The sequence below is a fragment of the Pseudomonas sp. BIGb0164 genome, assembly GCF_024810135.1.
Taxonomy (GTDB): Bacteria; Pseudomonadota; Gammaproteobacteria; order Pseudomonadales; family Pseudomonadaceae; genus Aquipseudomonas.
Genome location: NZ_JANUEA010000012.1, coordinates 142,420 through 168,442 on the forward strand (window position 1 = coordinate 142,420; position 26,023 = coordinate 168,442).

Genomic DNA, 26,023 nt, shown 5'->3' on the forward strand with positions numbered 1-26,023 from the left:
AGAAGTTGGACGGACTCGACCATTGGTCAATAGCGGGCAACCGCCAGGTGACTAGACTGTCCATTGAGAAGACTGTGTGTGCCCCGCAGGGGGCGAAAGGAGGCCCGAATGAGCCTTGCAACAACGATTTTCCTGTTGATCTGCGGTTGGCTGGCGGTTGCCGGCGCCATGTTGTGGGGGGTCATGCGCGTGACCCGTCGGCACCATCACCCCCACGTCAAACCGGCTGCACCGGCCAAGCCTCACAAGGCTGCGGTGCACCACGCCTAGCCAGGCATGCAACTGAAGTCCTGCGTCGCAGCCACTTCCTTGCCGTGCCCATCCTTGAGGGAGGCGCGCACGGTGGTGCCCAGGCTGGATTCCACCAGGGTGTAGTGCTCACCCGCCTTGAAATGCTTGTAGTCGACCCGACCCTGGCAGTCCTGCTGGTTGTCGTCGCCTGGCTCTTCTTCGAACAGTGTCACGTCCAGGCGATGCTCGCCCGGGGTCACTTCAAAAAAGCGCCCATCATCCACGCGCTTGCCATCCACGCGCTCGGCCATCAGGTCATTCGGTGCTTCTTCCTTCAAACCAATCCAGGCTTCGCTCGGGTCAGCCTTGGGAAGGGGGCCGGCGCAGGCCGACAACAACAGGACAGCACCCAGGGCAGGGATCAACAACAACGGTTTAAGTGACATGGCAGGGCTCCAAAAGGACATCGATAAACGCGGTGGACGGCACTCAACGGTGTCGCGTCCGATGGATTACAAGCTTGAGGAGCCACCCTTTGTAGAACAAATGAATACATATGAAACGATCTTCAGCCCTTAACTAAATGTTCCTTCACCTCGCTGAAAGGCGCGTGTTAGGTGGGTCGGGCAAGACTGCCGGGGTTTGCAATCCTGCTCCAATGGAGGTTCACGCATGCTCGGGCTGGTAAAGACCGCACTGCAAAAGCCGTACACGTTTATCGTGTTGGCCATATTCATCTGCATCATCGGGCCGATGGCGGCCCTGCGAACCCCTACGGATGTTTTCCCCGATATCGGCATCCCCGTGGTCGCCGTGGTCTGGCAGTACAACGGCCTGTCGCCGGACGCCATGGCCGGTCGGGTGATCTACACCTACGAACGCTCCCTGAGCACCACCGTCAACGACATCGAACACATCGAATCGCAATCGCTGCCCGGCATGGGCATCGTCAAGATCTTCTTCCAACCCGGCGTGGATATCCGCACCGCCAACGCCCAAGTGACGGCCGTTTCACAAACCGTCCTCAAGCAGATGCCACCGGGCATCACACCGCCGCTGATCCTCAACTACAGCGCCTCCACCGTGCCGATCCTGCAGATGGCGTTCTCCAGCCCCAGCCTGTCGGAAGCCAAGATCCGCGACCTGGTGCAGAACAACATCCGCCTGCCCCTGAGCGCCCTGCCCGGCCTGGCCATGCCCACGCCCATGGGCGGCAAGCAACGCCAGATCACCCTGGACCTCGACCCGCAGGCGCTCGCAGCCAAAGGCTTGTCGGCGCAGGACGTGGGCAACGCACTCGCGCTGCAGAACCAGATCATCCCGGTGGGCACCGCCAAGCTCGGCCCCAACGAATACACGATCCTGCTCAACAACAGCCCCAAGGCCATCGATGAACTCAACGACCTGCCGATCAAGACCGTCGACGGTGCGCTGATCACCATCGGCCAGGTGGCCCACGTGCGTGACGGTTCGCCACCGCAGACCAACATCGTGCGCGTCGACGGCCACCGCGCCGTGCTGATGCCGGCGCTGAAAAACGGCAGCATCTCCACCCTGTCGATCATCGACGGCATCCGCCAGATGCTGCCGCGCATCAACGAAACCCTGCCGCCGTCGCTGAAGACCTCGCTGCTGGGTGACGCCTCGGTGTTCGTGAAAGAATCGGTCGGCAGCGTGGCCCAGGAAGGCATCATCGCCGCCCTGCTGACCAGTGCGATGATCCTGCTGTTCCTCGGCAGCTGGCGGTCGACGCTGATCATCGCCGCCTCGATTCCCCTGGCCGTGCTCTCGGCCATCGCCCTGCTGGCCGCCACCGGGCAAACCCTCAACGTCATGACCCTCGGCGGGCTGGCGCTGGCGGTGGGGATTCTGGTGGACGACGCCACGGTGACCATCGAAAACATCAACTGGCACCTGGAACAAGGCAAGGCGGTGAAGACCGCGATCCTCGATGGCGCCGCGCAAATCGTCGGCCCAGCGTTCGTCTCGCTGCTGTGCATCTGCATCGTGTTCGTGCCGATGTTCCTGCTGCAAGGCATCGCCGGCTACCTGTTCCGGCCGATGGCCCTGGCGGTGATCTTTGCCATGGCCAGCTCGTTCATCCTGTCGCGTACGCTGGTGCCGACCCTGGCGATGTTCCTGCTCAAGCCCCATGTGCCGGAGCAAGGGCCAGGGCATCACCCGGAAGATGAGTTCATCAACCACCACGAAGGCGAGCAGCACACCAAACCGCGCAATGCCGTGCTGCAAGCGGTGCTGAATTTCCAGCAAGGTTTCGAGCGCCACTTCTCGAATATCCGTGACACCTACCACGGTCTGCTGACCTTGGCGCTGGCCCATCGCAAGCGCTTTATCGTCGGGTTCCTGGGCTGCGTGCTTGCCTCGTTCCTGCTGCTGCCAAGCCTGGGCCAGGACTTCTTCCCGGCCACCGACGCCGGCGCCCTCGCCCTGCACGTGCGCCTGCCACTCGGCACGCGCATTGAAGAAAGCGCGGCCGCCTTCGACCGCATTGAAGCGCGGATCCGCGAAGTGATCCCGGCCGAAGAACTCGACACCATCGTCGACAACATCGGCATTCCCCTCAGCGGCATCGACATGGCCTACAGCAGCAGCGGCACCATCGGCCCGCAGGACGGCGACATCCAGGTCACCTTGAAAAAAGACCATGCGCCGACTGCCGACTACGTGAAGAAATTGCGCGAAGCCCTGCCCGAAAGCTTCCCCGGCAGCCACTTCGCCTTCCTGCCCGCCGACATCAGCAGCCAGATCCTCAACTTCGGCGCCCCCGCCCCGCTGGACGTAAAAATCTCCGGGCGCCGCGATGAAGAAAACCGCGCCTACGCGGTGGAACTGGAGCGTCGCCTGCAACACGTACCGGGCATCGCCGACCTGCGCATCCAGCAGTCCACCGGCTACCCGTCGCTGCAAGTGAACGTGGACCGCATGCGCGCCAATGGCCTGGGCATCACCGAGCGTGACGTGACCAACAGCATGGTCGCTTCCCTCGCCGGCAGCTCCCAAGTGGCACCAACCTTCTGGCTCAACCCGGCCAACGGCGTGTCGTACTCGATCGTCGCCGCCACCCCGCAATACCGCCTCGACAGCCTGCCGACCCTGGAGGCCTTGCCGGTGACCGGTGCCGATGGCCAGTCGCAGATCCTCGGCGGCGTGGCCACCATCTCGCGGGTGCAGAGCCCGGCGGTGGTGACCCACTACAACATCGAACCGACCCTGGACCTGTACGCCAACGTGCAAGGCCGTGACTTGGGCGGCGTGGCCCGCGACGTGCAAAAAGTGCTGGATGACACCGCCTCCATGCGCCCCAAAGGCGCAGTGATCAGCCTGCACGGGCAGATCGATGCGCTGCATGAAGCCTTCAGCGGCCTGAGCTTCGGCCTGCTTGGTGCGGTGGTGCTGATCTACCTGCTGATCGTGGTCAACTTCCAGTCCTGGGCCGACCCGTTTGTGATCATCACCGCGCTGCCCGCTGCGTTGGCTGGCATCGTGTGGATGCTGTTCCTCAGCGGCACGTCGTTGTCGGTGCCGGCCCTCACCGGGGCCATCCTGTGCATGGGCGTGGCCACGGCCAACTCGATCCTGGTGGTGAGCTTCTGCCGTGAGCGCCTGGCCGAACACGGCGACGCACTGAAGGCTGCGATGGAAGCCGGCTATACGCGCTTTCGCCCGGTGTGCATGACCGCCCTGGCCATGATCATCGGCATGCTGCCACTGGCGATTTCCCAAGAACAAAACGCCCCCCTCGGCCGGGCGGTGATCGGTGGCTTGATCTTCGCCACCGTCGCCACCCTGCTGTTTGTTCCCGTGGTCTTCAGCCTGGTCCACGGGCGTCATCCTACTCGCGCTGTTGCTGGAGAAACTTCACATGTCGTCTGATCACAAACCCTCGCGCAAGCGTCTGATGCTCATGGGTGTCGGCGGCCTGACTCTGGCCGCCCTGTTGGTCGCCAACGGCCTGCACGCCCGCACGATGCACGAACAATCGGTGACCGCCTGGACGGAAACTGCCGCCATCCCCCAGGTGATGGTGTTCCAGCCCAAGCAAAATGCGGCCGGTGACACGCTGCGCTTGCCGGCGCACCTGGAAGCCTGGAGCAAGGCGCCGATCCACGCCCGGGTCAGCGGCTACCTCAAGGACTGGAAAGCCGACATCGGCACCCAGGTCAAAGCCGGGCAAGTCCTCGCCGAAATCGACAGCCCTGACCTGGACCAGCAACTGGCGCAAACCCACGCCCGGCTGATGCAGGAACAAGCCAATGCGCGCCTGGCACAAACCACCGCCACGCGCTGGCAAAACCTGTTGGCCAGCCATTCAGTGTCGCGCCAGGAGGCCGATGAAAAGACCTCCAACGCCGCCGCGGCCAAAGCCAATGCCGAAGCCGCCGCTGCCGACTACGCACGGTTGTCGGCACTGGAAAGCTACAAGACCATCCGCGCGCCATTCGCCGGCACCATCACCGCACGCAACACCGACATCGGCCAGTTGATCAAGGCCGATACCGACAGCGACCCGGAGCTGTTCAACATCGCCGACACCCACCAACTGCGCCTGTACGTGCCGGTGCCGCAGAACTATGCAGCAGTGATCCACCCAGGCCTCGAAGCTGAGCTGACCGTGCCCGAGCACCCGGGCGAGCACTTCAAGGCGCGCCTGATCGGCGACTCCACTGCCATCGACCGCCGCTCCGGCACCCTGCTCGCGCAGTTCGTGGCCGATAACCCCAACGGTGAATTGCTGCCCGGTGACTACGCCGAAGCCACGCTGCCGATCCCGGCCGACACCCATGGCGTGAGCATCCCGGCCAGCGCGCTGATCTTCCGCGCCCAAGGCACCCAAGTGGCGGTACTGGACGCGCAGAACCACGTGCACCTGCAAAACATCCACATCGGCCTCGACCTCGGCGAACGCCTGGTGATCGACCAGGGCCTCAAGCCCGCCGACCGTATCGTCGACAACCCGCCCGATGCCCTGCGCGAAGGTGACCCGGTGCAACTGGCCGATGCCGCAGGAGGTGCGCATGCGCCCAAGGCTTAAGCCCCTCGCGGCCCTGATGCTGCTGGCGCTGCAAGGCTGCTCGATGGCGCCCACCTACACGGTGCCAAGCGTGGACCTGCCCGCCGGCTATCGCGAACAGACCAGCGACGGCCCGTGGCACAGCGCGCAGCCGTCCGACCAGTTGGCACCCGAATGGTGGAAGCTCTACAACGACCCGCGCCTGAGCGCGTTGCAACAACAGCTGCTCAAAGCCAACCCGGACCTGGCCGCAGCGTTGGCGCACTTTGATGCGTCCCAGGCCTACGCCAGCCAGCTGCATGCCGGCTTGTTCCCGCAGCTCACCGCCAGCGCACAACCCCTGCGCCAGCGGCAATCGGACACGCGACCGTTGCGTGGCAGCACGCAGCCGTCGGTGTACAACAGCAACACCGCCGGGTTTTCGTTGAGCTATGACCTGGACCTGTGGGGCAAAATCCGCAACCAGGTGGCAGCCGGTGATGCCCAGGCGCAAGCGTCTGGCGATGACCTGGCCGTGGCGCGTTTGAGCCTGCAGCATCAGTTGGCGACCTTGTACGTACAGCTCAACGGCCTGGATGCCCAGGCGCGGATTCTCAACAGCTCGTTGGACGATTTCAGCCAGGCATTGCAACTGACCCGCAGCCGCTACGAAGGCCAGATTGCCTCGGAGCTGGACCTGACCCGCGCGCAAAACCAACTGGCCGAAGCCAAGGCTCAACTGGATGAAGTACGCGGCCAGCGCAACCTGACCGAGCATGCGATTGGCGAACTGGTGGGGGTAGCCGCCAGCACCTTCACGCTGCCGCCAAGCCAGCAATTAATCGCGTTGCCCGGCATTCCATCGCAGCTGCCGAGCCACCTGCTACAACGGCGCCCGGACATTGCTGCGGCGGAACGCCGGGTGTTTGCCGCCAACGCCAACATCGGCGTGGCCAAGGCGGCGTGGTACCCGGATTTTAGTTTGACCGTGTTGATTGGCGGGCAGACGCAGGGGGTCGGCAACCTGTTTTCGGCGGGTAATCGTTATTGGGCGCTGGGGCCATTGGTCAATTTGCCGATCTTCGATGGCGGCCGTTTGAGCGCTAATGAGCGTCAGGCCAAAGCCGAATTCGAAGAAGCTTCGGCGCAGTACCGCAGCCATGTGCTGAAAGCCATCCGCGAGGTGGAAGATAACCTGGCGCAACTGCGAGATCTGCAGCAGGAAGCCCAGGATGAACAAGCCGCGGCGGATGCGGCGCAGCACACCCAGGCGCTGGCGATGAACAGTTACCAGGCGGGGGCAGTGAGTTACCTGGATGTGGTGACCGCGCAGACCGCCGCGTTGCAGGCACAGCGCACGTTGCAGGCGGTGCAGACGCGGCAGTTGCAAGCCAGCGTCGGCTTAGTCACAGCGCTGGGCGGTGGCTGGCAATCCGGCGCCTGATCTAACGCCTTCGCGCGCAAGCCCGCTCCCACATTTGATCGGGTTCACACCGTTCAATGTGGGAGCTGGCTTGTCGGGTCGCCGCATCGCTGCGATGACGGTATTTCAGGCAGCGAGCTTGCCACTGGCAATCGCGGCGGACGCGGCAACCATCGCCCGCAACAACACTGCACACCCCGCCGCCAGGTCATCCGGCGCAGCATTCTCGATTTCGTTATGGCTAATGCCCCCCTCACACGGCACGAAGATCATCCCCGCCGGGCCCAGTTCGGCCACGAAAATCGCGTCGTGCCCTGCCCCGCTGACGATGTCCATGTTCGACAGGCCCAGCCCATTCGCCGCATCGCGCACCGCCTCCACGCAGCCTTTATCGAAGTACAACGGCGGGAAATCCGCTGTGGGCTCCATCTCAAAACTCAAGCCATGTTTGGCGCAGGTCTCATCGATCACCTTGCGCACCTGGGCAATCATCGAGTCCAAACGTGCCGGTTCCAAGTGACGGAAATCCAGGGTCATGCGCACCTCACCCGGAATCACATTGCGCGACCCCGGATACGCCTGCAGGCACCCCACGGTGCCGCACGCATGCGGCTGATGGCCCAGCGCCGCCGCATTCACCGCGGCCACCACCGCCGCCGCGCCCACCAGGGCGTCCTTGCGCAGGTGCATCGGGGTAGGTCCCGCGTGGGCTTCCACGCCGCGCAGCTTCAGGTCGAACCACTTCTGGCCCAGCGCCCCCAGCACCACGCCGATGGTTTTCTGTTCATCCTCAAGGATCGGGCCTTGTTCGATGTGCGCTTCGAAGTAAGCACCGACTTTGTGCCCACTGACGGCGCGCGTTCCCGCATAGCCAATCGCATTCAACGCATCGCCCACGCTGACGCCGTCAGCATCGACCTTGGCCAGGGTATCGGCCAGGGTGAATTTTTCGGCAAACACCCCCGAACCCATCATGCACGGCGGGAAGCGCGAGCCCTCTTCATTGGTCCACACCACCACCTCCAGCGGTGCCTCGGTTTCCACGTTCAGATCGTTGAGGGTGCGCAGCACTTCCACGCCGGCCAGCACGCCGAAGCAGCCGTCGAACTTGCCACCGGTGGGTTGGGTGTCGATATGGCTGCCGGTCATCACCGGTGGCAGGTTGGGATTGCGCCCGGGGCGACGGGCAAAAATATTGCCGATACCGTCGACGGTCACCGTGCAGCCCGCCGCTTCGCACCATTGCACGAACAGGTCGCGGGCCTTGCGGTCGAGGTCGGTAAGGGCCAGGCGACACACGCCGCCCTTGGGCGTGGCACCGAGCTTGGCCAGGTCCATCAGGGACTGCCACAAACGGTCGCGGTTGATGTGCTGATGGGTGGATTGCAGAACGTCGAGGGCAGCGTTCATGGGGATCTCCTCAGGCTACATTTTTATAGGTTGAACGAGCGTAACTCGATCAAAAATGTGGGAGCGGGCTTGCTCGCGAAAGCGGTCTTTCAGGCAACACTTTCGATAACTGATGCACCGCATTCGCGAGCAAGCCCGCTCCCACATGTGGATTGCATTCCACTTCGGTTACAACGGGGATTTGGCGGTCACTGGACGGGCCGCACGCTTGGCATTCAGGCCGTAATACATCAAGCCGCCCAATGCCGAACCGGTGAACCAGCCATAGCTGTAGAACCAACTGAACGCATCACTGCCCAGGGACAGCAACGTCAGCACCACCGGCACGCCGAAGGCAATAAAACCGCTCCAGTTCCACGCCGGGTACACGTCATCGCGGTACAAACCGGCCAGGTCCAGTTGCTGTTTGCGGGTGATGAAATAGTCCACCACCATGATCCCGGCGATGGGTCCCAGCAGGCTGGAGTAGCCCAGCAACCAGTTGGAATACACGGTCTCCAGGCTCACGTCGGACACGATCAGCCCAAGCTTTTTCAGCAGCTCATGGGCCATCAGCGCCAGCCCCACCAGCCCGGTGAGGATCACCGCCGTGGTGCGGTTGATCAGCTTCGGCGCGATGTTCTGGAAGTCGTTGGTGGGCGAGACGATGTTCGCCGCGGTGTTGGTGGACAAGGTGGCGATGATGATCAGCGCCATGGCAATGGCCACCCAAACCGGGCTCTGGATATGCCCGATCAGCGTCACCGGGTCGGACACGCTCACGCCCACCAGCTTCACCGACGCGGCGGTCATGATCACGCCGAGGGCGGCGAACAGGAACATGGTCAGCGGCAGGCCGAAAATCTGCCCGAGGATCTGGTCCTTCTGGCTTTTCGCATAACGACTGAAGTCCGGAATATTCAGCGACAGGGTGGCCCAGAAACCGACCATGGCGGTGAGGCCGGCCATGAAGTAACCGGTGAGGCTCGCGCCTTCGGGACGCTTGGGCGGGATCGCCATCAACTCGCTGATGGACACATTGGGCATCGCCCACACCAGCAGGCCGATGCCCACCGCCACCAGCAGCGGTGCCGAGAGGGTTTCCAGGCGCTTGATCGACTCGGCGCCACGCAGCACCACCCACAGGTTCAGCGTCCAGAAGATCATGAAGCCGATCACCTCGCCGGTGCCGCCGAGGGACTTCCAGCCCTCGAAGATCGAGCCCAGGAACAGGTGGATCGCCAGCCCGCCGAACATCGTCTGGATGCCGAACCAGCCACAGGCCACCAGCGCGCGGATCAGGCACGGCACGTTGGAGCCGAGGATGCCAAAGGAGGACCGCAACAACACCGGGAACGGAATGCCGTACTTGGTGCCGGGGAAGGCGTTGAGGGTCAGCGGGATCAGCACCACGATGTTCGCGAGCAAGATCGCCATCAGCGCCTCGCCCACCGACAAGCCGAAATACGCCGTGAGCACCCCGCCCAAGGTGTAGGTGGGCACGCAGATCGACATGCCGACCCACAGGGCGGTGATGTGCCATTTGTTCCAGGTTCGTTCGTGCACCTTGGTCGGTGCCATGTCGTGGTTGTAGCGAGGGCTGTCGAGGACGTCGGGGCCGGCGTCGAGTTCGTACAGGCCGTTGCGCTCAATGACTTGCGATCTGTTCTGTTGCATGGCCGCTCCACGGTTTTTTCGAATTATTTTTGCTCACCCAACGCATCACGCCAGGTGGCCGGAGTACCTCGTAAACAACATGACATCACAGGCCCGGCCAGCCGCCACTGCACTCAATAACCGTGCCGACAACCGTTACCGGAACCGCACCGTTTATATAACGTACTGATGTTTATCAGCTTTCCGATTGGGCCCTGGGTACTTGCTGCGTGACTCAGGCTAAATCACGCGGAAGTTATCCGAACTGTCAGGACTCAATCTGGTGCAACACAATTATTTTTATTTCCCATGCCCGTCAAGGGGCATGTCTCAAGCGTCTGATTTGCAATAAGAAATGTTGCTCAATTTAAGAACCTGTCAAGTGCGTCAAAATGGTGAGACAGCGCTTCATTTTGGTGAAAATAATTTTTAATCCTTATAAATCAATACTTTGAATACGATATAAGCTTATAAAAAATCTTCTTGCCCAATCGAAAAACTCGGGCTAGTTTCTATTCCTGTCACCGATGACAGGAATTAACCGACCATCGGTAAGCAGCATTACAACACTTAGAACTGGCACAAGCCGGTCAAGCCTGTGAGGAACTCGACATGTCGCTGTTGATCCGTGGCGCCACCGTTATTACCCATGATGAAAGTTACCGCGCCGATGTTTTATGCGCAGGCGGTCTAATTCGGGCTATTGGTACGAACCTGGATATTCCCGCCGGCACTGAAGTACTCGATGGCAGCGGTCAATACCTGATGCCGGGCGGCATCGATCCCCACACCCATATGCAACTGCCCTTCATGGGCACCGTGGCCAGCGAAGACTTTTTCAGTGGCACCGCCGCTGGCCTGGCCGGTGGCACTACCTCGATCATCGACTTTGTGATCCCCAACCCGCAGCAGTCGTTGCTGGAGGCGTTTCATCAATGGCGCGGCTGGGCGCAAAAGTCCGCCTCCGACTACGGCTTTCACGTGGCGATCACCTGGTGGAGCGAGCAGGTGCGCGAGGAAATGGCCGAGCTGGTCAGCCACCACGGCATCAACAGCTTCAAGCATTTCATGGCCTACAAGAACGCGATCATGGCGGCCGACGACACCCTGGTGGCGAGCTTCGAGCGCTGCCTGGAACTGGGCGCCGTGCCCACCGTGCACGCGGAAAACGGCGAGCTGGTGTATCACCTGCAACGCAAGCTGATGGCCCAGGGCATCACCGGGCCGGAAGCGCACCCGTTGTCGCGGCCCTCGCAAGTTGAGGGCGAAGCGGCCAGCCGGGCGATCCGCATTGCCGAGACCATCGGCACCCCGCTGTACCTGGTGCATGTGTCGACCAAGGAAGCGCTGGATGAAATCACCTACGCCCGCAGCAAAGGCCAGCCGGTCTATGGCGAAGTGCTCGCCGGCCACCTGCTGCTGGACGACAGCGTGTACCAGCACCCCGACTGGCAGACCGCAGCGGGCTATGTGATGAGCCCGCCGTTCCGCCCGCGCGGGCACCAGGAAGCGCTGTGGCATGGTCTGCAATCGGGCAACCTGCACACCACCGCCACCGACCATTGCTGCTTCTGCGCCGAACAAAAAGCCGCTGGCCGGGACGACTTCAGCAAGATCCCCAACGGCACGGCAGGTATCGAAGACCGCATGGCCGTGTTGTGGGACGAAGGCGTCAACAGCGGGCGCTTGTCGATGCAGGAATTCGTCGCCCTGACCTCCACCAACACCGCCAAGATCTTCAACCTCTACCCCCGCAAAGGTGCGATCCGCGTCGGCGCCGATGCCGACCTGGTGCTGTGGGACCCCGAGGGTACGCGGACCATTTCCGCCAAGACCCACCACCAGCAAGTCGACTTCAACATCTTCGAAGGCAAGACCGTGCGCGGCGTGCCGAGCCACACCATCAGCCAGGGCAAGCTGGTGTGGGCCGACGGTGACCTGCGTGCCGAACGCGGGGCCGGGCGGTATGTGGAGCGGCCGGCGTATCCGGCGGTGTTTGAGCAGTTGAGCAAGCGGGCTGAGCATTCCAGGCCCGTGGCTGTAAACCGCTGATACCGCATTCGCGAGCAAGCCCGCTCCCACATTCGACCGCGTTCCCCCAGACAAAATGGGGTCGAATGTGGGAGCGGGCTTGCTCGCGAAGAGGCCAGTACAGGCAACAAAAAATGCCCACTTAGAGGCAATCCAAAAAAACCGTGAGGCCAAACCCGTGATCCAGACCCTGACCCACCTCCCCCATCCCCATGAAGACGGGGCAACGCTCGCCAGCCACTTCACCGACCTGGCGCCGCCGCTCAACGCGCGCCAGGCCCAACTGGAAGCCTCGCGCTGCCTGTATTGCTACGACGCGCCGTGTGTGAACGCATGCCCCAGCGAGATCGATATCCCGTCGTTCATCCGCAACATCCACACCGAAAACATCCAAGGCGCCGCGCAGAAGATCCTCTCGGCCAACATCCTCGGCGGCAGTTGTGCGCGGGTGTGCCCCACCGAAATCCTCTGCCAGCAAGCCTGTGTGCGTAACAACGCCGAAGAATGCGCCCCGGTGCTGATCGGCCTGTTGCAGCGCTACGCGGTGGACAACGCACACTTCACCGAGCATCCGTTTCATCGCGCCGCGTCGACCGGCAAGCGCATCGCGGTGATCGGCGCCGGGCCTGCGGGCCTGGCCTGTGCCCACCGCAGTGCGATGCACGGCCATGACGTGGTGATCTTCGAAGCCCGGGAAAAAGCCGGTGGCCTGAATGAATACGGGATCGCCAAGTACAAGCTGGTGGATGACTTCGCCCAGAAGGAGCTGGATTTCCTGCTGCAGATTGGCGGCATCGAGATTCGCCATGGCCAACGCCTGGGCGACCACCTCACCTTGAGCGAACTGCACCAGCAGTTCGACGCGGTGTTCCTCGGCCTCGGCCTGGCCGCCAGCAAACAGCTCGGCCTGCCCCATGAGGACGCCCCCGGCTTGCTCGCCGCCACCGACTACATCCGTGAACTGCGCCAGGCCGATGACCTCACGCAACTGCCCCTGGCCGACCGCTGCATCGTGCTCGGTGCCGGCAACACCGCCATCGACATGGCCGTGCAGATGGCCCGCCTCGGCGCCCGCGACGTCAACCTGGTGTACCGCCGTGGCCTGGCGGACATGGGCGCCACCCACCATGAGCAGGACATTGCCAAGGCCAACCAGGTCCGCCTGCTGACCTGGGCGCAACCCGAAGAAGTCCTGCTGGATGATCGGGGCCATGTGCGCGGCATGCGTTTCTTGCGCACGCGCATGGAAAACGGCCGCCTGCACCCCACGGGCGAAACCTTCGAGTTGGCCGCCGATGCGATCTTCAAGGCCATCGGCCAGGGCTTCGACAACGCGGCACTGCACGACCCGCTGGCCCAGCAGCTGCACCGCGTGGGCGAGCGGATCTTCGTCGATGAGCACCTGCAAACCAGCGTTCCCGGGGTGTACGCCGGAGGCGATTGCGTCAGCCTCGGCCAGGACCTCACCGTGCAGGCGGTGCAACACGGCAAGCTGGCCGCCGAGGCCATGCACGCCCAACTCATGCTGACTGTGGAGGCTGCGTAATGGCCGATCTCTCGATTGTATTTGCCGGTATCAAAGCCCCCAACCCCTTCTGGCTGGCCTCTGCGCCGCCCACCGACAAGGCCTACAACGTGGTGCGCGCCTTCGAAGCCGGCTGGGGCGGCGTGGTGTGGAAAACCCTCGGTGAAGACCCGGCGGCGGTCAACGTGTCGTCACGCTATTCGGCCCATTACGGCGCCAACCGTGAAGTGCTGGGCATCAACAACATCGAGTTGATCACCGACCGCTCCCTGGAGATCAACCTGCGGGAAATCACCCAGGTGAAAAAGGATTGGCCGGACCGCGCACTGATCGTGTCGCTAATGGTGCCGTGCGTAGAGGAATCGTGGAAAAACATCCTGCCCCTGGTGGAAGCCACCGGTTGCGATGGCATCGAGCTGAACTTCGGTTGCCCCCACGGCATGCCCGAGCGCGGCATGGGTGCGGCGGTCGGCCAGGTGCCGGAGTATGTGGAACAGGTAACACGCTGGTGCAAGACCTATTGTTCGCTGCCGGTGATCGTCAAGCTCACGCCGAACATCACCGATATCCGCGTGGCCGCGCGGGCGGCGTATCGCGGTGGGGCGGACGCGGTGTCGCTGATCAACACCATCAACTCCATCACCAGCGTCGACCTGGAACGCATGGTCGCCCTGCCGGTGGTCGGTACCCAAAGCACCCACGGCGGCTATTGCGGCTCAGCGGTCAAGCCGATCGCGCTGAACATGGTCGCCGAAATCGCCCGCGACCCGCAGACCCAGGGCCTGCCGATTTGCGGCATTGGCGGCATCGGCAACTGGCGCGATGCGGCGGAATTCGTCGCGCTGGGCTGCGGCGCGGTGCAGGTGTGCACGGCGGCGATGCTGCATGGGTTCCGGATTGTCGAGGAGATGAAGGATGGGTTGTCGCGGTGGATGGACAGTCAGGGTTACAACAACTTGCAGGCATTTTCCGGGCGGGCGGTGGGCAACACCACAGACTGGAAGTACCTGGATATCAACTACCAGGTGATCGCCAAGATCGACCAGGAAGCCTGTATTGGTTGTGGGCGTTGCCATATCGCCTGTGAAGACACCTCACACCAGGCCATCGAAAGCGTGAAATTGGCGGATGGCACGCACAAATATGAGGTGATCGATGAAGAGTGCGTGGGCTGCAACCTGTGCCAGATCACCTGCCCGGTGGCGGACTGTATCGAGATGGTGCCGATGGACACCGGCAAACCGTTTTTGAATTGGACGCAGGATCCTAGGAATCCCTACCGGGAGGCGGTGTAGCCCTTTAGACCGCCTTCGCGAGCAAGCCCGCTCCCACATTCGACTGCATTCCTCCCTCTATAACGCGGTCAACTGTGGGAGCGGGCCTGCTCGCGAAGGGGCCCTTAGGTCCACCACAAAAATCAAGGCTCCAACCCAATCCCCCGCAAGATCACACTCGTCACCGTCTGTATCGCCTTCTCGAACTGCATGTCCGACAACGGCTGGTGGTCATTCAGGATCTTCACCTGGTGATCGAAGTCGGCATAGTGCTGGGTCGATGCCCAGATCATATACAGCAGGCTCGACGGCTCCACCGGCAGGATGCGTTTGTCCTCCACCCACTGGCGAATCTTCGCTTCCTTCATCTTGGCCCAGTCGTACAGGCTTTCATCCAGCGCCTCACCGAGCGTCGGCGCGCCATGGATGATCTCGTTGGCCCAGACTTTGGATCCATACGGCCGCGTGCGCGAACGCTGCATCTTGGCGCGGATGTAACTGCTGAGCACCACCCGTGGGTCATCGAAGGTTTCGAAACTCAGGGCGTCCTGCTTCCACACTTCCAGCAAGTCGAACAGCACCGCGCTGTACAGTTCGCTCTTGGTGGTGAAGTAGTAATGCAGGTTGGAACGCGGCAGTTGCACTTCTTCGGCAATGTCGGCCATGGCGGTGCTGCCATAGCCTTTTTCGGCGAAGATTTTCTCCGCCGCCAGCAGGATTTTCTCGACGTTGACTCGACGAATTCCGATCTTGTGATTACCCATAAAGGCTGCAAACCCACTCACTGTCTATGGACGCTTCAAACGGCACGTGCGCCATCACATCATGAACAGACACATTAGGCCACACACCTGCTGCCCCAACTTCGGCTTACGCAGCCGATTGCCCGGACATGCCGTTGATCGACAGATCGACTTTTGCGGCGCAAAGGCTGCAGTTTTCCTCGGCGTCCTGCCTTGTGAACGGGCTATGATCGGCACATCTGAACCGGACCCCTGACCTATGGCCGTTGACCTGCAAGCCCTCTATCCAAAATTGATTCACCTGATGCTGGACACGGTCTTCGTGGTCGAAAGCAACAACCACATCGTATTTGTGAGCGATGCCTGTGAAGCATTGCTCGGTTACCGTGCCGACGAACTGACCGGCACCCTCATCACCGACTACATGCACCCTGAGGACCTGGCGCGCACCCGGGCCTCCATCGTGCGGGTCATGAACGGCAAACCCCATGTCGACTTCCGCAACCGCTATATCCGCAAGGACGGCAGTGTCGTGCACATCCTGTGGGCCGCCTTCTGGTCCGAAGAGGTGGGTGCGCGGATCGGCGTTGCACGGGACGTCACGGCCCTCACCCAGGCCGAGGAGGAACTGCGTTTCCTCGCCCATCACGACCCGCTGACGGCGCTGACCAACCGCTCGCTGTTCAATGACGGGCTGGACACGGCCCTTCAGGCCGCGCAACGGCAAAATAGCACCCTGGCGTTGCTGTTTCTGGACGTCAACGACTTCAAGGGCATCAACGACGTGCATGGCCATGGCGTGGGCGACCGGGTGCTCTGCGTGATTGCACGACGGCTGGAACGCTGTGTGCGTGAGGGCGACCTGGTGGCGCGGATGGGCGGGGATGAATTCACGGTGCTGCTGACGGATATCCAGTCCCAGGACGCCGTTTACGCGAAAGTGACCCAGATCCTCGCGGTCATGGCAGAACCGTTGGGCGCAGGCTTCGAAGGGGTCAAGATGCCGTCCTGCAGCATCGGCGTGGCGTTTTATCCAGCGGACGGTGAGGACGCCGATACGCTGCTCAGCCATGCCGACGGTGACATGTACCAGACAAAACGGCGCAGGCTTGCGGCGGAGTGAAGAGCCGCGTGCAAGCCAGGTGAAACTTCCTGTACGAGCCTTTCCCCTGGAAATCGGATTGGTTAGGATCGCGATCCCAATGAAGGATCACTGCCATGACTATTCGACCTCGCGTGGCCGCCGACGACCCAGTGCTGGGAGCACTGTGGGAGCGCTCGGTGCGAGCCACCCATGACTTCCTCCCCGAGGATGACATTCAACGCTTGCTGCCTCTGGTGCGTGATACGTACCTGCCCATGCCCGCCCTCGACGTGTGGGTGTATGAAGACAGCGCCGGCGTCGCCGGTTTTATCGGCACCGGTGGGCACAATGTGGAGATGCTCTTCATCGAGCCTGCGCGCCGTGGCCAGGGTATTGGCCGCCAGCTGCTGGACCACGCCCGCGCCCGCCACGACACCCTGACGGTGGACGTCAACGAACAGAACCCCCAGGCCGTGGGGTTCTACCTGCACTATGGTTTCATCCAGGTCGCGCGTTCGCCGCTGGATGGCGAAGGCAAGCCCTTTCCCTTGCTGCACTTGGCGTTACCGACTCTCTCACCTGAAGGTGCTGAACCATGCTGATCAAGAAAACCCTCACCACTGCCGCGCTGCTCGCCTCCCTGCTGGGAGCCTCGGCAGCGTTCGCCCACGCTCACCTCAAGAGCGCCACCCCTGCCGCCGACAGCACCGTCGCCGCCCCGGCCGACCTGCGCCTGACCTTCAGCGAAGGCGTCGAAGCCACGTTCACCAAGGTCTCCCTGAGCAAGGACGGCACCGAAATCGCCATCAAGGGCCTGGAAACGCCGGACGCCGACAAGAAAGTCTTGGTGGTGACACCGGCCGCCCCGCTGGCTGCCGGCAACTACAAAGTGGTGTGGAACGCTGTCTCGGTCGACACCCACAAGAGCAACGGTGAATACAGCTTCAAGGTCGGCCAATAACCCATGGCGACCCTGCTGGTGCTGTGTCGCTTCCTGCATTTCATCGTCGTGTTGCTGATGTTCGGGGCCTGTGTCTTTAGGCCCTGGCTGCTCGGCGCTGAACCGCAGCCGGCACTGGACCGGCGCCTGCTGCGCATCACCCGCGCCCTGGCCTGGGTCGGGCTGTTTTCTGGCGTAGCGTGGCTACTGTTGATCACCGCCAGCATGGCGGGCAGTTGGGACGCGGCCTTGCAACCGGCCACCGTGCAGTTGGTGCTGGGCAAAACCTTCTTCGGCCAGGTGTGGGCCTGGCACCTGCTGTTCAACCTGCTTCTGGTGCTGGCGCTGATCAAACCCTGGCCTGCGCTGCGCCTGCCGTTGATCGCCCTGCTGGTGACACTCGCCCCGGTGGGGCATGGCGCCATGCTCGACGGGATTAGCGGGCAACTGCTGATCCTCAACCAGGTGGTGCACCTGGCGTGTGTCGGCACGTGGCTGGGTGGCCTGCTGGTGCTGGTGTTGATCCTGCGCCAACCGCAGGGCCACCGGCTGGAGCCGATCCTGCGGCGCTTCAGCGGCGTGGGGTATGGCTTGGTCGTAGGGTTGTTGGTGACCGGTTTGATCAATGTGCGCGTGCTGACCGGGCAACTGTGGCCGACGCCTTTGTTCAGTGGGTTTGCCTTGATTCTGCTGATCAAGGTGATGCTGGTGTTGGGGATGCTTGCCCTGGCGTTGCTCAACCGTCTGCGCATCGAGCGCTGCGAGGAGCGCGTAGGCAGCTTGAGGGCCAGCGTGATGCTGGAATGGGCGCTGGGTATTGGTGCAGTGGCCGCGGTTTCCTTGCTCGGTACCCTGCCGCCGATGGTCATGGCGGGTTAAAAATCCACGTTGAAATGCCATCACTGTGGGAGCTGCGGTGCGACGGTTCGACTTGCCTGCGAAGGCGGTATGTCTGGCGACTAGGATCGAGTGCATATCCGTTATTTAGGTAACGGCTGATATGGGTTCCGCTCTTACAGCGGGTCACTTTTGGAAAGAGCCGGGATGCCGGCCCAGCCAAAAGTAACCAAAAGGCTCTTGCCCCACCACTCGGCACCTCGCCTAGGCTCGGTGTTCCCTCACTCCGGCTTGAATCCGTGGGCCGCCGTCATGGGCCATCCTTGGCCCAGGACGGCTAACCCGGCGTCCTGCCGGGTTACCCGCGGATTCAAGCCTGCGTTCGGCCAGCGTGGTTAACGGGGCGCCTAAGATCAAAATCAAGATCAAAAGCAAGAGCACGGCGGCCTGAAAGCCGACCTGAGTGGTTGGATCAAAAGCAGGTACGTGTAGGAGCTGGCTTGCCGGCGATGCAGGCAACTCGGTGAATCAGACATACCCGGTTGAGGCCATCGCAGCGGTGCGGCGATCCGACAAGCCAGCTCCCACAGAAACCGTGCCCGCATTTTGATCCGTGCGGCCATAGTCATCGTATAACTTCTGCTTGACACCCCACGAAAACCCCGTAAATATCCGCGCAATGTTGTACGACGACGTACGACAAATAATAAAAACAACAAATAAAAGGGAGTTTCACTGTGAGTCCATTCGCCCGCAATTCCTCCTCGCGTATCGGCCTTCTCGGTCTCGGCAGCCTGGTTTGCACCCTACCCCTGACCACCCACGCCGACGGTTTTATCGACGACGCCACGGCCACGCTCAACCTGCGCAATGCCTACTTCAATCGCAACTTCACCAACCCCACCTACCCCCAGGCCAAGGCCCAGGAGTGGACGCAAAACTTCATCCTCGACGCCCGCTCCGGCTTCACCCAGGGCACGGTCGGTTTTGGCCTGGATGTGCTGGGCCTGTACTCGCAGAAACTCGATGGCGGCAAAGGCACCGGTGGCACCCAATTGTTGCCGATCCACGATGATGGGCGCCCGGCCGACAACTTCGGGCGCTTGGGCGTGGCGCTGAAGACCCGGCTGTCGAAGACCGAATTGAAAGTCGGCGAATGGATGCCGGTGCTGCCAATCCTGCGCTCCGATGACGGCCGTTCCCTGCCACAGACCTTCCGGGGTGGCCAAGTCACTTCCAACGAAATCGCCGGCCTGACCCTCTACGGCGGGCAGTTTCGCGGCAACAGCCCGCGCAACGACGCGAGCATGGAAGACCTGTTCATGAACGGCAAAGCCGCCTTCACCTCCGACCGCTTCAACTTCGGCGGCGGTGAATACAGCTTCAATAACAAGCGCACCCAAGTAGGCGTGTGGTACGCCGAGCTTTCCGACATCTACCAGCAACGCTATTTCAACCTGACCCACAGCCAGCCGGTCGGTGACTGGACCCTGGGCGCCAACCTCGGTTACTTCACCGGCAAGGAAGACGGACGCGCCCTGGCGGGTGATCTCGACAACAAGACCTTTTCCGCGCTGCTCTCGGCCAAATACAAGGGCAATGCCTTTTACGTGGGCCTGCAGAAACTCACCGGCGACAGCGTGTGGATGAAGGTCAACGGCACCAGCGGCGGCACGCTGGCCAACGACAGCTATAACGCCAGCTACGACAACGCCAAGGAAAAATCCTGGCAGGTGCGCCATGATTTCAACTTCGCGGTGCTGGGCATTCCCGGGCTGACCATGATGAACCGCTACATCAGCGGCAGTAACGTGCACACCGGGGCGATCACCGATGGTAAGGAATGGGGCCGTGAATCGGAGCTGGCCTATACCATCCAAAGCGGTACGCTGAAGGACCTGAACCTGCGCTGGAGGAATTCGTCGCTGCGCCGGGACTTCAGCAACAATGAATTTGATGAGAACCGGCTGTTTATCAGCTACCCCCTCTCTCTGCTTTAACGCTTGGCAACGATCTATCAACCGCTGCGAAACCCATGTGGGAGGGGGCTTGCCCCCGATGACAGAGTGTCAGTCAACAGATCGTCCCACTGATCCACCGCCATCGGGGGCAAGCCCCCTCCCACATTTGAATGTCATGCAGAGGTAGGAGCGTTGACAACGTGGGGGATCCATAAGGATACTTTGGCAAAGTCATACGACAACCTACAACAATAATGGAACGCCCATGACCACCACGACTACTGCACCCGTTCCCTTCAACCGCCTGCTGCTGACCGGCGCTGCCGGTGGCCTGGGTAAAGTCCTGCGCGAACGCCTGCGCCCTTATGCCCAGGTGCTGCGCCTCTCGGACATCGCCGCCATGGCCCCCGCAGCCGGCGCCCATGAAGAAGTGCACACCTGCGACCTCTCCGACAAACAAGCCGTGCACCACCTGGTGGAAGGCGTCGACGCGATCCTGCACTTTGGCGGCGTGTCGGTGGAGCGCCCGTTCGAGGAGATCCTCGGCGCCAATATCAGCGGCATCTTCCACATTTACGAAGCCGCCCGTCGCCATGGCGTCAAGCGCGTGATCTTCGCCAGTTCCAACCATGTGATCGGTTTTCACAAGCAAGGCGAAATCCTCGACGCCCATTCGCCACGCCGCCCAGACAGCTACTACGGCCTCTCCAAGTCCTACGGCGAAGACATGGCCAGCTTCTATTTCGATCGCTACGGCATCCAGACCGTGAGCATCCGCATCGGCTCCTCGTTCCCGGAACCGCAGAACCGCCGCATGATGCATACCTGGTTGAGTTTCGATGACCTCACCCAACTGCTCGAACGCGCGCTGTACACGCCAGACGTCGGCCACACCGTGGTCTACGGCATGTCGGATAACCTCGACACCTGGTGGGACAACCGCTACGCCGCCCACTTGGGCTATGCCCCCAAGGACAACTCCGAAGTGTTCCGCGCACAGGTCGAAACCCAGCCACCGGTGGCCGCCGATGACCCGGCCAAGGTCTACCAGGGCGGCGCCTTCTGCGCGGCCGGCCCGTTCGGCGATTGAGCCATGAGTGCAGAACTGATCGTCGACGCCCGCAACGCGGTGGGCGAATGCCCGGTGTGGGTGCCTGAAGAAAACGCGCTGTACTGGGTGGACATCCCCAACGGCGGCCTGCAACGCTGGAGCGCCGCCACTGGGCATATTGCCGCTTGGAAAGCCCCGCAGATGCTCGCCTGCATTGCCCGTACGCAAACGGGCAATTGGGTGGCCGGGATGGAAAGCGGCTTTTTCCAACTCACGCCGCACAACGATGGCAGCCTCGACACCACCCTGTTGGCCAACGTGCAGCACCCACGCGCCGACATGCGCCTGAACGATGGGCGCTGCGATCGCCAGGGCCGGTTCTGGGCCGGCAGCATGGTGTTGAACATGGGCTTGAACGCGGCCGAAGGCACCCTGTATCGCTATGCCAGCGGCACCGCGCCCCATGCGCAACTGGGCGGGTTCATCACCCTCAACGGCCTGGCGTTCAGCCCGGATGGGCGCACGCTGTACGCGTCGGACTCGCACCCGCTGGTGCAACAGATCTGGGCATTCGACTACGACATCGACACCGGCACGCCGTCCAACCGCCGTGTGTTCGTGGACATGCATGCCTACCCTGGCCGCCCCGACGGCGCAGCGGTGGACGCCGAGGGTTGCTACTGGATCTGCGCCAACGACGCCGGCTTGATCCATCGCTTCACTCCCGACGGTCGCCTCGACCGCTCCCTGGCCGTGCCGGTGAAAAAACCCACTATGTGCGCCTTTGGTGGCAGCCGCCTGGACACCCTGTTCGTCACCTCGATCCGTGATGACCAGAGCGAACAGTCCGTGTCCGGCGGCGTTTTCGCCCTCAACCCGGGCGTGCAAGGCCTGGCAGAACCGACCTTCGCGCTTTAGGTGTAATGCCGATGCTGATCGAACTCGAAGACGCCCTCACCCACCTCACCCTGGCCCCGGCCGTGGGCGGCAGTATCGTCAACTGGCGGGTGCGCGCCACCGGGCAGCCGTTGTTGCGCCACAGTGACCCGCAGGCACTGGACACCGGCTTGCCGGGCAAGCTGGGGTGCTACCCGTTGGCGCCCTGGTCCAACCGGATTGCCGACGGCGGTTTTGATAACCCGGGGGGTTGGCTTGCGTTGACGCCCAACAGCCCGCTCGACCCATTGCCGATTCATGGCTCTGCCTGGCAACAGGCTTGGCAGGTGGTCAGCCAGGCCGCCGATGAAGTGGTGTTGGCGGTGGAGTGCGACACGCCATTCGCCTATCGCGCCGAGCAACGGTTTCGGTTGGAGGGTGGCGAACTGATCATCGCATTACGCGTGACCCATCTGGCGGCACAGCCTGCATGGCATGGTTTGGGATTGCATCCTTACTTGCCGCGCAAACCGGGGACACGGCTGCAGGCAAAGGCGTCACACGTGTGGATGAGTGATGCGTCCAAGCTGCCCACAGGGCTGGCACCGGTGCCTGCCGAGTGGGATTTCCGACAGTTGAAGGGTTTACCCGAAGGCTTGGTGGACAACGGCTTTTGCCAGTGGGACGGCCACTGCGTGATCGAACAGCCGGAGCTGGGCTACACCCTGGAATGCCAAGCCGAAGGCAGCGACTACTTTTTACTGTACTGCCCACCGGGGCTGGAGTTCTTCTGCATCGAACCGGTGAGCCATCCCGTGAATGCCCACCACCTGCCCGGCAGACCCGGCTTGAAACTGCTGGAACAAGGCCAGTCCAGCCACCTCAACTTCACCCTGAAATACAGCCCCTTGTAGGAATCGGTGTTTGTGGCGAGGGAGCTTGCTCCCGTTGGGTTGCGAAGCAGCCCCAAAAAGCGTGCGGGCGCTTCGCACCCGAGCGGGAGCAAGCTCCCTCGCCACATCAAGCAATCAGCGGTTTGATCCAAAGGGGATCAAGGCGGGCTGTTCTTCAGGCGCCCCGCCGTGTCGATACTCACCACCACCGACAACCCCGGCCGCAACCGTTCGCTCTCGGCCTGGTCCGGATCTACCGTGATCCTCACCGGCACCCGCTGGGCGATCTTCACAAAGTTGCCGGTGGCATTGTCCGCCTGCAACAGACTGAACTCAGAACCTGTGGCCGGGGAAATGTGCTGCACCGTGCCGTGGAATTTGCGGTGGTTCAGCGCATCCACCGTGAAGGTCACCGGTTGGCCGACCTGCACGTTGTCCATCTGGGTTTCCTTCATGTTGGCGATCACCCACAACTGCGGCGGCACCAGCGCCATCAACTGCGCGCCGGAGTTGACGTAGGCCCCCAGCCGCACGCCGATCTGCCCCAACTGGCCGTCACGCGGCGCGGTGATGCGCGTGTTGGACAGGTCGATCCGCGCCAGCTCCACCGCCGCATCGGCACTGGCGACGGCCGCTTCCAGGGAGCCGCGATTGACGATCACTGTTTGCAAGTCCTGCCGCGCGATTTCCAGGTTTGCCTGGGCCTGGGCCACGGCGGCGATGGTCTGCGCGTTGGCCGCACGGGTCACGTCCAGCTCGCGCTTGGACACCGAGCCGTCACTGATCAGCTCTTCATTGCGGCGCAAGTCGGCAGTACTTTTGCGCGACTGCGCCTGGCTGTCGGCCAAGGCAGCCTGGCGCAATTTGATCGTGGCTTCGGCGCTGTTGCGCTGCTGCACCACATTGGCCAAGGCGGCCTTTTGCACCGCCAGTTGTGCCAGCGCCTGGTCGAGGCGCTGTTTGTAGATGCGGTCATCCAGGCGCACCAACAGGTCGCCGGCCTTCACGTACTGGAAGTCCTGCACCGGCACTTCGAACACATAGCCGCTCAGTTGCGGCCCGATGATCGTGACCTGACCGCGCACCAGGGCGTTCTCGGTGGTTTCCACCGCGCTGCTGAACGGCGGCAGCTGCCAGGCGTACAGCACGATCAGCACGCCGACGACGGCAATCGCGGCAAAGCCCAGGGACGAAAGAATGCGTACCCGCAACGGCCGCAGCTCGGTGGGCACGGCGCCGGGGGGCGTGCTGCCTTCCGGAGTGGCGGCAATGGCGGTGGTGGTCGTGGTGGAAGGTTCGGTCATGAAGGTGCGCCGCTGGGTTGAACGGGAGTGGCTGCTCGGGTGGTGCTCATCAGCCACAAGCTGCGGATAAAGATCCAGATCATGGTGAGTATCGCGATGATCGCGATCAACATGAAGACATCGTTGTAGGCCATCACGTTCGCTTCACGGGTGGCGGCCGTGGCCAGGCTGCGAATGCCCATGAGGTTGCGCAGCTCGGGGTCGGCGATGATGCCGCCGTAGGCCGAGCCGCCACTGTTCACCCGCGCGGCCACACGTGGGTCGAGCAGGGTCAGGTGTTCGACGATCATGCTGGAGTGGAATTTCTCCCGCACAATCTGGAAAGTGCCCAGCAACGCCGCGCCGATCAAGCCGCCGAGGTTCTGGCAAATGCCGAACATCACCGAAAAACTCACCAGATTGCGCGGGTTGGTCAGCACGTTTTTCGTACCCAGCACCATCGTCGGCCCGAGGAAGAAAGTCCCGCCGAAGCCTAGCAGGAACTGGCTGATATACAGGTTTTCCGGGCGGGTCAGGTTGCTGGAAAAGCTGTCCATCACCGACCCCACCGCCATCAGCGCCAGGGAGATCACCAACGGCATCAACAGGTGCGCCGGGTTGATGGTCAACGCGCTCACGGCCAGCCCGGCAATCGCCCCGGCCAGCATCACCACGTACAGCGTGTGCATCTGCTGGTAGCTCATGTTCAGCATCTGCATGAAACCCACTGCGCCGGTGGACTGCTCGGACAGCACCATGCGAATCAGGATCACCGCCAACGCCAGCCGAATCATCACCCCGCTGCCAAGCCAACGGGTCATCAGCATCGGGTTGCTGCGGTTATGCTCGATGGCCAGGCCGGCCATGATCAGCACCAGGGAACAGGCCGACGCCACGCCGATCCACGGGGCTTCGAGCCACCAGTCGATACGCCCCAGGGACAACACCGCGCACAACAGCGCCACGCCGGTGGCGAGCAAGGCGAAAGTGAGGAAGTCGAGTTTTTCAAAGGTCTTGAAGCGGTCGCCCGGCGGCAACTTGAGCAGGAACACGCAGCCCAGGCAGATCAGCGCCATGCCCAGTTCGAACAGGTACAAGCCGCGCCATTCGGCGATTTGCAGCAGGTCTTCGGAGAACAGCCGGGCCAAAGGCAACGCCAACTGCGCCGTGCCCAGGCCCAGCACCAGCGCCTTCAAGCGCCACTTGGCCGGGAACGCCTGGATCATGTAGTACAAGCCCAGGGAACTGAGCGCCGCGCCCACCATGCCGTGAGCGGCACGCACCGCGATGGCCGAACTCAGGTCGTTGACGAACAAGTGGCCGAAGGTCACCAGGGCATACAGCACCAGGAACACCTCGGTGAACGCACGCAGGCCGAACTGCTGGCGAAACTTCACCAGCAGCAGGTTCATGCACACGTTGGTCATCACATAGGCGGCGGGCAGCCAGGCCATTTCGGCAGTGGTCGCGCCCAGGGCGCCTTGCAGGTATTGCAGGTTGGCAATCACCAGCGCGTTGCCCAAGCCCCCGGTGATTGCCACCAGCACGCCCACCATCGCGAACAGCCAGCGCTTGTGCGTGGGGTGCAACGGCGTCGACGGCGAACCGGGCAGGCTCGGGCGCTCGTGGGGTTCCCAGGCGTGGGGGGTGTATTTGTCCATTTGCAGATCTAGATATCCAAGGCTGGCGATCAGTGTACAGGTAGGAGCCGGCTTGCCGGCGATGACAGTTTTAAGAACAACAATGTTCTCCAGGGCCTCATCGCCGACAAGCCGGCTCCTACAGGGGGGTGATCGTTTTCAAGTGATCAGCGCC

General features: G+C 62.4%; 21 protein-coding genes. 15 read left to right on the top strand and 6 right to left on the bottom strand.

The window, feature by feature from the left end; genetic code table 11:
- The first annotated feature begins 108 nt into the window (after positions 1 to 108).
- Positions 109 to 270 (top strand): hypothetical protein, encoded by a 162-nt coding sequence (locus M2394_RS27765; protein ID WP_259175342.1) that lies wholly within the window; start codon positions 109 to 111, stop codon positions 268 to 270.
- On the opposite strand, the gene M2394_RS27770 is transcribed toward M2394_RS27765, so the two are convergent.
- Complete coding sequence (locus M2394_RS27770) at positions 267 to 677, bottom strand: hypothetical protein (protein WP_178920856.1); 411 nt, start codon at positions 675 to 677, stop codon at positions 267 to 269. The genes M2394_RS27765 and M2394_RS27770 overlap by 4 nt on opposite strands.
- Before the next feature lie 226 nt (positions 678 to 903).
- On the opposite strand from M2394_RS27770, the gene M2394_RS27775 reads away from it, so the two are divergent.
- Genes M2394_RS27775 through M2394_RS27785 form a run of 3 tightly spaced genes read left to right on the top strand, consistent with a single transcriptional unit; the run spans position 904 to position 6,686 of the window.
- Entirely contained in the window at positions 904 to 4,125 is a 3,222-nt protein-coding gene (locus M2394_RS27775; protein ID WP_259175343.1) for an efflux RND transporter permease subunit, read from the top strand.
- The gene (locus tag M2394_RS27780) at positions 4,115 to 5,284 is read left to right on the top strand and encodes an efflux RND transporter periplasmic adaptor subunit (RefSeq protein WP_259175344.1); all 1,170 of its coding nucleotides are present in this window, start codon (positions 4,115 to 4,117) and stop codon (positions 5,282 to 5,284) included. The genes M2394_RS27775 and M2394_RS27780 overlap by 11 nt, the downstream gene beginning before the upstream one ends.
- Positions 5,268 to 6,686: an efflux transporter outer membrane subunit gene (locus M2394_RS27785; RefSeq protein WP_259175345.1), complete on the top strand. Its 1,419-nt coding sequence runs from the start codon at positions 5,268 to 5,270 to the stop codon at positions 6,684 to 6,686. Before M2394_RS27780 ends, M2394_RS27785 begins: the two co-directional genes overlap by 17 nt.
- Positions 6,687 to 6,791: 105 nt before the next feature.
- On the opposite strand, the gene M2394_RS27790 is transcribed toward M2394_RS27785, so the two are convergent.
- Positions 6,792 to 8,075, bottom strand: a complete 1,284-nt coding sequence (locus M2394_RS27790; RefSeq protein ID WP_259175347.1) for a Zn-dependent hydrolase — start codon at positions 8,073 to 8,075, stop codon at positions 6,792 to 6,794.
- 168 nt (positions 8,076 to 8,243) lie between these two features.
- Positions 8,244 to 9,731 (bottom strand): NCS1 family nucleobase:cation symporter-1, encoded by a 1,488-nt coding sequence (locus M2394_RS27795; protein ID WP_259175348.1) that lies wholly within the window; start codon positions 9,729 to 9,731, stop codon positions 8,244 to 8,246.
- A gap of 591 nt (positions 9,732 to 10,322) precedes the next feature.
- On the opposite strand from M2394_RS27795, the gene hydA reads away from it, so the two are divergent.
- From hydA to preA, 3 genes are all read left to right on the top strand, one after another.
- On the top strand, positions 10,323 to 11,762 hold the full coding sequence (gene hydA, locus M2394_RS27800) for a dihydropyrimidinase (RefSeq protein ID WP_259175349.1): 1,440 nt from the start codon (positions 10,323 to 10,325) through the stop codon (positions 11,760 to 11,762).
- A gap of 157 nt (positions 11,763 to 11,919) precedes the next feature.
- Positions 11,920 to 13,287 carry an NAD(P)-dependent oxidoreductase gene (locus M2394_RS27805; protein ID WP_259175351.1) on the top strand — a complete coding sequence of 456 codons (1,368 nt, stop codon included), beginning with the start codon at positions 11,920 to 11,922 and terminating at the stop codon, positions 13,285 to 13,287.
- Positions 13,287 to 14,561: an NAD-dependent dihydropyrimidine dehydrogenase subunit PreA gene (gene preA, locus M2394_RS27810; protein WP_178920867.1), complete on the top strand. Its 1,275-nt coding sequence runs from the start codon at positions 13,287 to 13,289 to the stop codon at positions 14,559 to 14,561. The genes M2394_RS27805 and preA overlap by 1 nt, the downstream gene beginning before the upstream one ends.
- 122 nt (positions 14,562 to 14,683) lie before the next feature.
- On the opposite strand, the gene M2394_RS27815 is transcribed toward preA, so the two are convergent.
- Positions 14,684 to 15,304 carry a TetR/AcrR family transcriptional regulator gene (locus M2394_RS27815; protein WP_025854871.1) on the bottom strand — a complete coding sequence of 207 codons (621 nt, stop codon included), beginning with the start codon at positions 15,302 to 15,304 and terminating at the stop codon, positions 14,684 to 14,686.
- Between the two features lie 238 nt (positions 15,305 to 15,542).
- On the opposite strand from M2394_RS27815, the gene M2394_RS27820 reads away from it, so the two are divergent.
- From M2394_RS27820 to M2394_RS27855, 8 genes are all read left to right on the top strand, one after another.
- Entirely contained in the window at positions 15,543 to 16,406 is an 864-nt protein-coding gene (locus M2394_RS27820; protein WP_259175357.1) for a sensor domain-containing diguanylate cyclase, read from the top strand.
- 95 nt (positions 16,407 to 16,501) lie between these two features.
- Complete coding sequence (locus M2394_RS27825) at positions 16,502 to 16,969, top strand: GNAT family N-acetyltransferase (protein WP_178920869.1); 468 nt, start codon at positions 16,502 to 16,504, stop codon at positions 16,967 to 16,969.
- Positions 16,963 to 17,328 (top strand): copper homeostasis periplasmic binding protein CopC, encoded by a 366-nt coding sequence (gene copC / locus M2394_RS27830; RefSeq protein WP_259175359.1) that lies wholly within the window; start codon positions 16,963 to 16,965, stop codon positions 17,326 to 17,328. The genes M2394_RS27825 and copC overlap by 7 nt, the downstream gene beginning before the upstream one ends.
- 3 nt (positions 17,329 to 17,331) lie before the next feature.
- On the top strand, positions 17,332 to 18,186 hold the full coding sequence (gene copD, locus M2394_RS27835; protein ID WP_259175361.1) for a copper homeostasis membrane protein CopD: 855 nt from the start codon (positions 17,332 to 17,334) through the stop codon (positions 18,184 to 18,186).
- 695 nt (positions 18,187 to 18,881) lie between these two features.
- Positions 18,882 to 20,144: an OprD family porin gene (locus M2394_RS27840; protein ID WP_259175363.1), complete on the top strand. Its 1,263-nt coding sequence runs from the start codon at positions 18,882 to 18,884 to the stop codon at positions 20,142 to 20,144.
- A 226-nt stretch (positions 20,145 to 20,370) separates the two neighbouring features.
- Positions 20,371 to 21,195, top strand: a complete 825-nt coding sequence (locus M2394_RS27845; RefSeq protein WP_178920876.1) for an NAD(P)-dependent oxidoreductase — start codon at positions 20,371 to 20,373, stop codon at positions 21,193 to 21,195.
- Positions 21,196 to 21,198: 3 nt separating this feature from the next.
- Positions 21,199 to 22,074 (top strand): SMP-30/gluconolactonase/LRE family protein, encoded by an 876-nt coding sequence (locus M2394_RS27850; protein WP_259175366.1) that lies wholly within the window; start codon positions 21,199 to 21,201, stop codon positions 22,072 to 22,074.
- Positions 22,075 to 22,085: 11 nt separating this feature from the next.
- Complete coding sequence (locus M2394_RS27855; protein WP_259175367.1) at positions 22,086 to 22,946, top strand: aldose 1-epimerase; 861 nt, start codon at positions 22,086 to 22,088, stop codon at positions 22,944 to 22,946.
- A 137-nt stretch (positions 22,947 to 23,083) separates the two neighbouring features.
- Here M2394_RS27855 and M2394_RS27860 read toward each other — a convergent pair whose 3' ends face one another.
- Together M2394_RS27860 and M2394_RS27865 are read right to left on the bottom strand one after the other, a co-directional pair.
- Complete coding sequence (locus tag M2394_RS27860; RefSeq protein ID WP_259175369.1) at positions 23,084 to 24,229, bottom strand: HlyD family secretion protein; 1,146 nt, start codon at positions 24,227 to 24,229, stop codon at positions 23,084 to 23,086.
- Entirely contained in the window at positions 24,226 to 25,869 is a 1,644-nt protein-coding gene (locus M2394_RS27865) for an MFS transporter (RefSeq protein ID WP_178920884.1), read from the bottom strand. The genes M2394_RS27860 and M2394_RS27865 overlap by 4 nt, the downstream gene beginning before the upstream one ends.
- Positions 25,870 to 26,023 lie beyond the last annotated feature (154 nt).

Excerpts from the sequence above, each read along its gene's own strand:
- M2394_RS27765 (WP_259175342.1), top strand. The coding sequence starts at position 109 with ATGAGCCTTGCAACAACGATTTTCCTGTTGATCTGCGGTTGGCTGGCG.
- M2394_RS27770 (WP_178920856.1), bottom strand. The coding sequence starts at position 677 with ATGTCACTTAAACCGTTGTTGTTGATCCCTGCCCTGGGTGCTGTCCTG.
- M2394_RS27775 (WP_259175343.1), top strand. The coding sequence starts at position 904 with ATGCTCGGGCTGGTAAAGACCGCACTGCAAAAGCCGTACACGTTTATC.
- M2394_RS27780 (WP_259175344.1), top strand. The coding sequence starts at position 4,115 with ATGTCGTCTGATCACAAACCCTCGCGCAAGCGTCTGATGCTCATGGGT.
- M2394_RS27785 (WP_259175345.1), top strand. The coding sequence starts at position 5,268 with ATGCGCCCAAGGCTTAAGCCCCTCGCGGCCCTGATGCTGCTGGCGCTG.
- M2394_RS27790 (WP_259175347.1), bottom strand. The coding sequence starts at position 8,075 with ATGAACGCTGCCCTCGACGTTCTGCAATCCACCCATCAGCACATCAAC.
- M2394_RS27795 (WP_259175348.1), bottom strand. The coding sequence starts at position 9,731 with ATGCAACAGAACAGATCGCAAGTCATTGAGCGCAACGGCCTGTACGAA.
- hydA (WP_259175349.1), top strand. The coding sequence starts at position 10,323 with ATGTCGCTGTTGATCCGTGGCGCCACCGTTATTACCCATGATGAAAGT.
- preA (WP_178920867.1), top strand. The coding sequence starts at position 13,287 with ATGGCCGATCTCTCGATTGTATTTGCCGGTATCAAAGCCCCCAACCCC.
- M2394_RS27815 (WP_025854871.1), bottom strand. The coding sequence starts at position 15,304 with ATGGGTAATCACAAGATCGGAATTCGTCGAGTCAACGTCGAGAAAATC.
- M2394_RS27820 (WP_259175357.1), top strand. The coding sequence starts at position 15,543 with ATGGCCGTTGACCTGCAAGCCCTCTATCCAAAATTGATTCACCTGATG.
- M2394_RS27825 (WP_178920869.1), top strand. The coding sequence starts at position 16,502 with ATGACTATTCGACCTCGCGTGGCCGCCGACGACCCAGTGCTGGGAGCA.
- copC (WP_259175359.1), top strand. The coding sequence starts at position 16,963 with ATGCTGATCAAGAAAACCCTCACCACTGCCGCGCTGCTCGCCTCCCTG.
- copD (WP_259175361.1), top strand. The coding sequence starts at position 17,332 with ATGGCGACCCTGCTGGTGCTGTGTCGCTTCCTGCATTTCATCGTCGTG.
- M2394_RS27845 (WP_178920876.1), top strand. The coding sequence starts at position 20,371 with ATGACCACCACGACTACTGCACCCGTTCCCTTCAACCGCCTGCTGCTG.
- M2394_RS27850 (WP_259175366.1), top strand. The coding sequence starts at position 21,199 with ATGAGTGCAGAACTGATCGTCGACGCCCGCAACGCGGTGGGCGAATGC.
- M2394_RS27855 (WP_259175367.1), top strand. The coding sequence starts at position 22,086 with ATGCTGATCGAACTCGAAGACGCCCTCACCCACCTCACCCTGGCCCCG.
- M2394_RS27860 (WP_259175369.1), bottom strand. The coding sequence starts at position 24,229 with ATGACCGAACCTTCCACCACGACCACCACCGCCATTGCCGCCACTCCG.
- M2394_RS27865 (WP_178920884.1), bottom strand. The coding sequence starts at position 25,869 with ATGGACAAATACACCCCCCACGCCTGGGAACCCCACGAGCGCCCGAGC.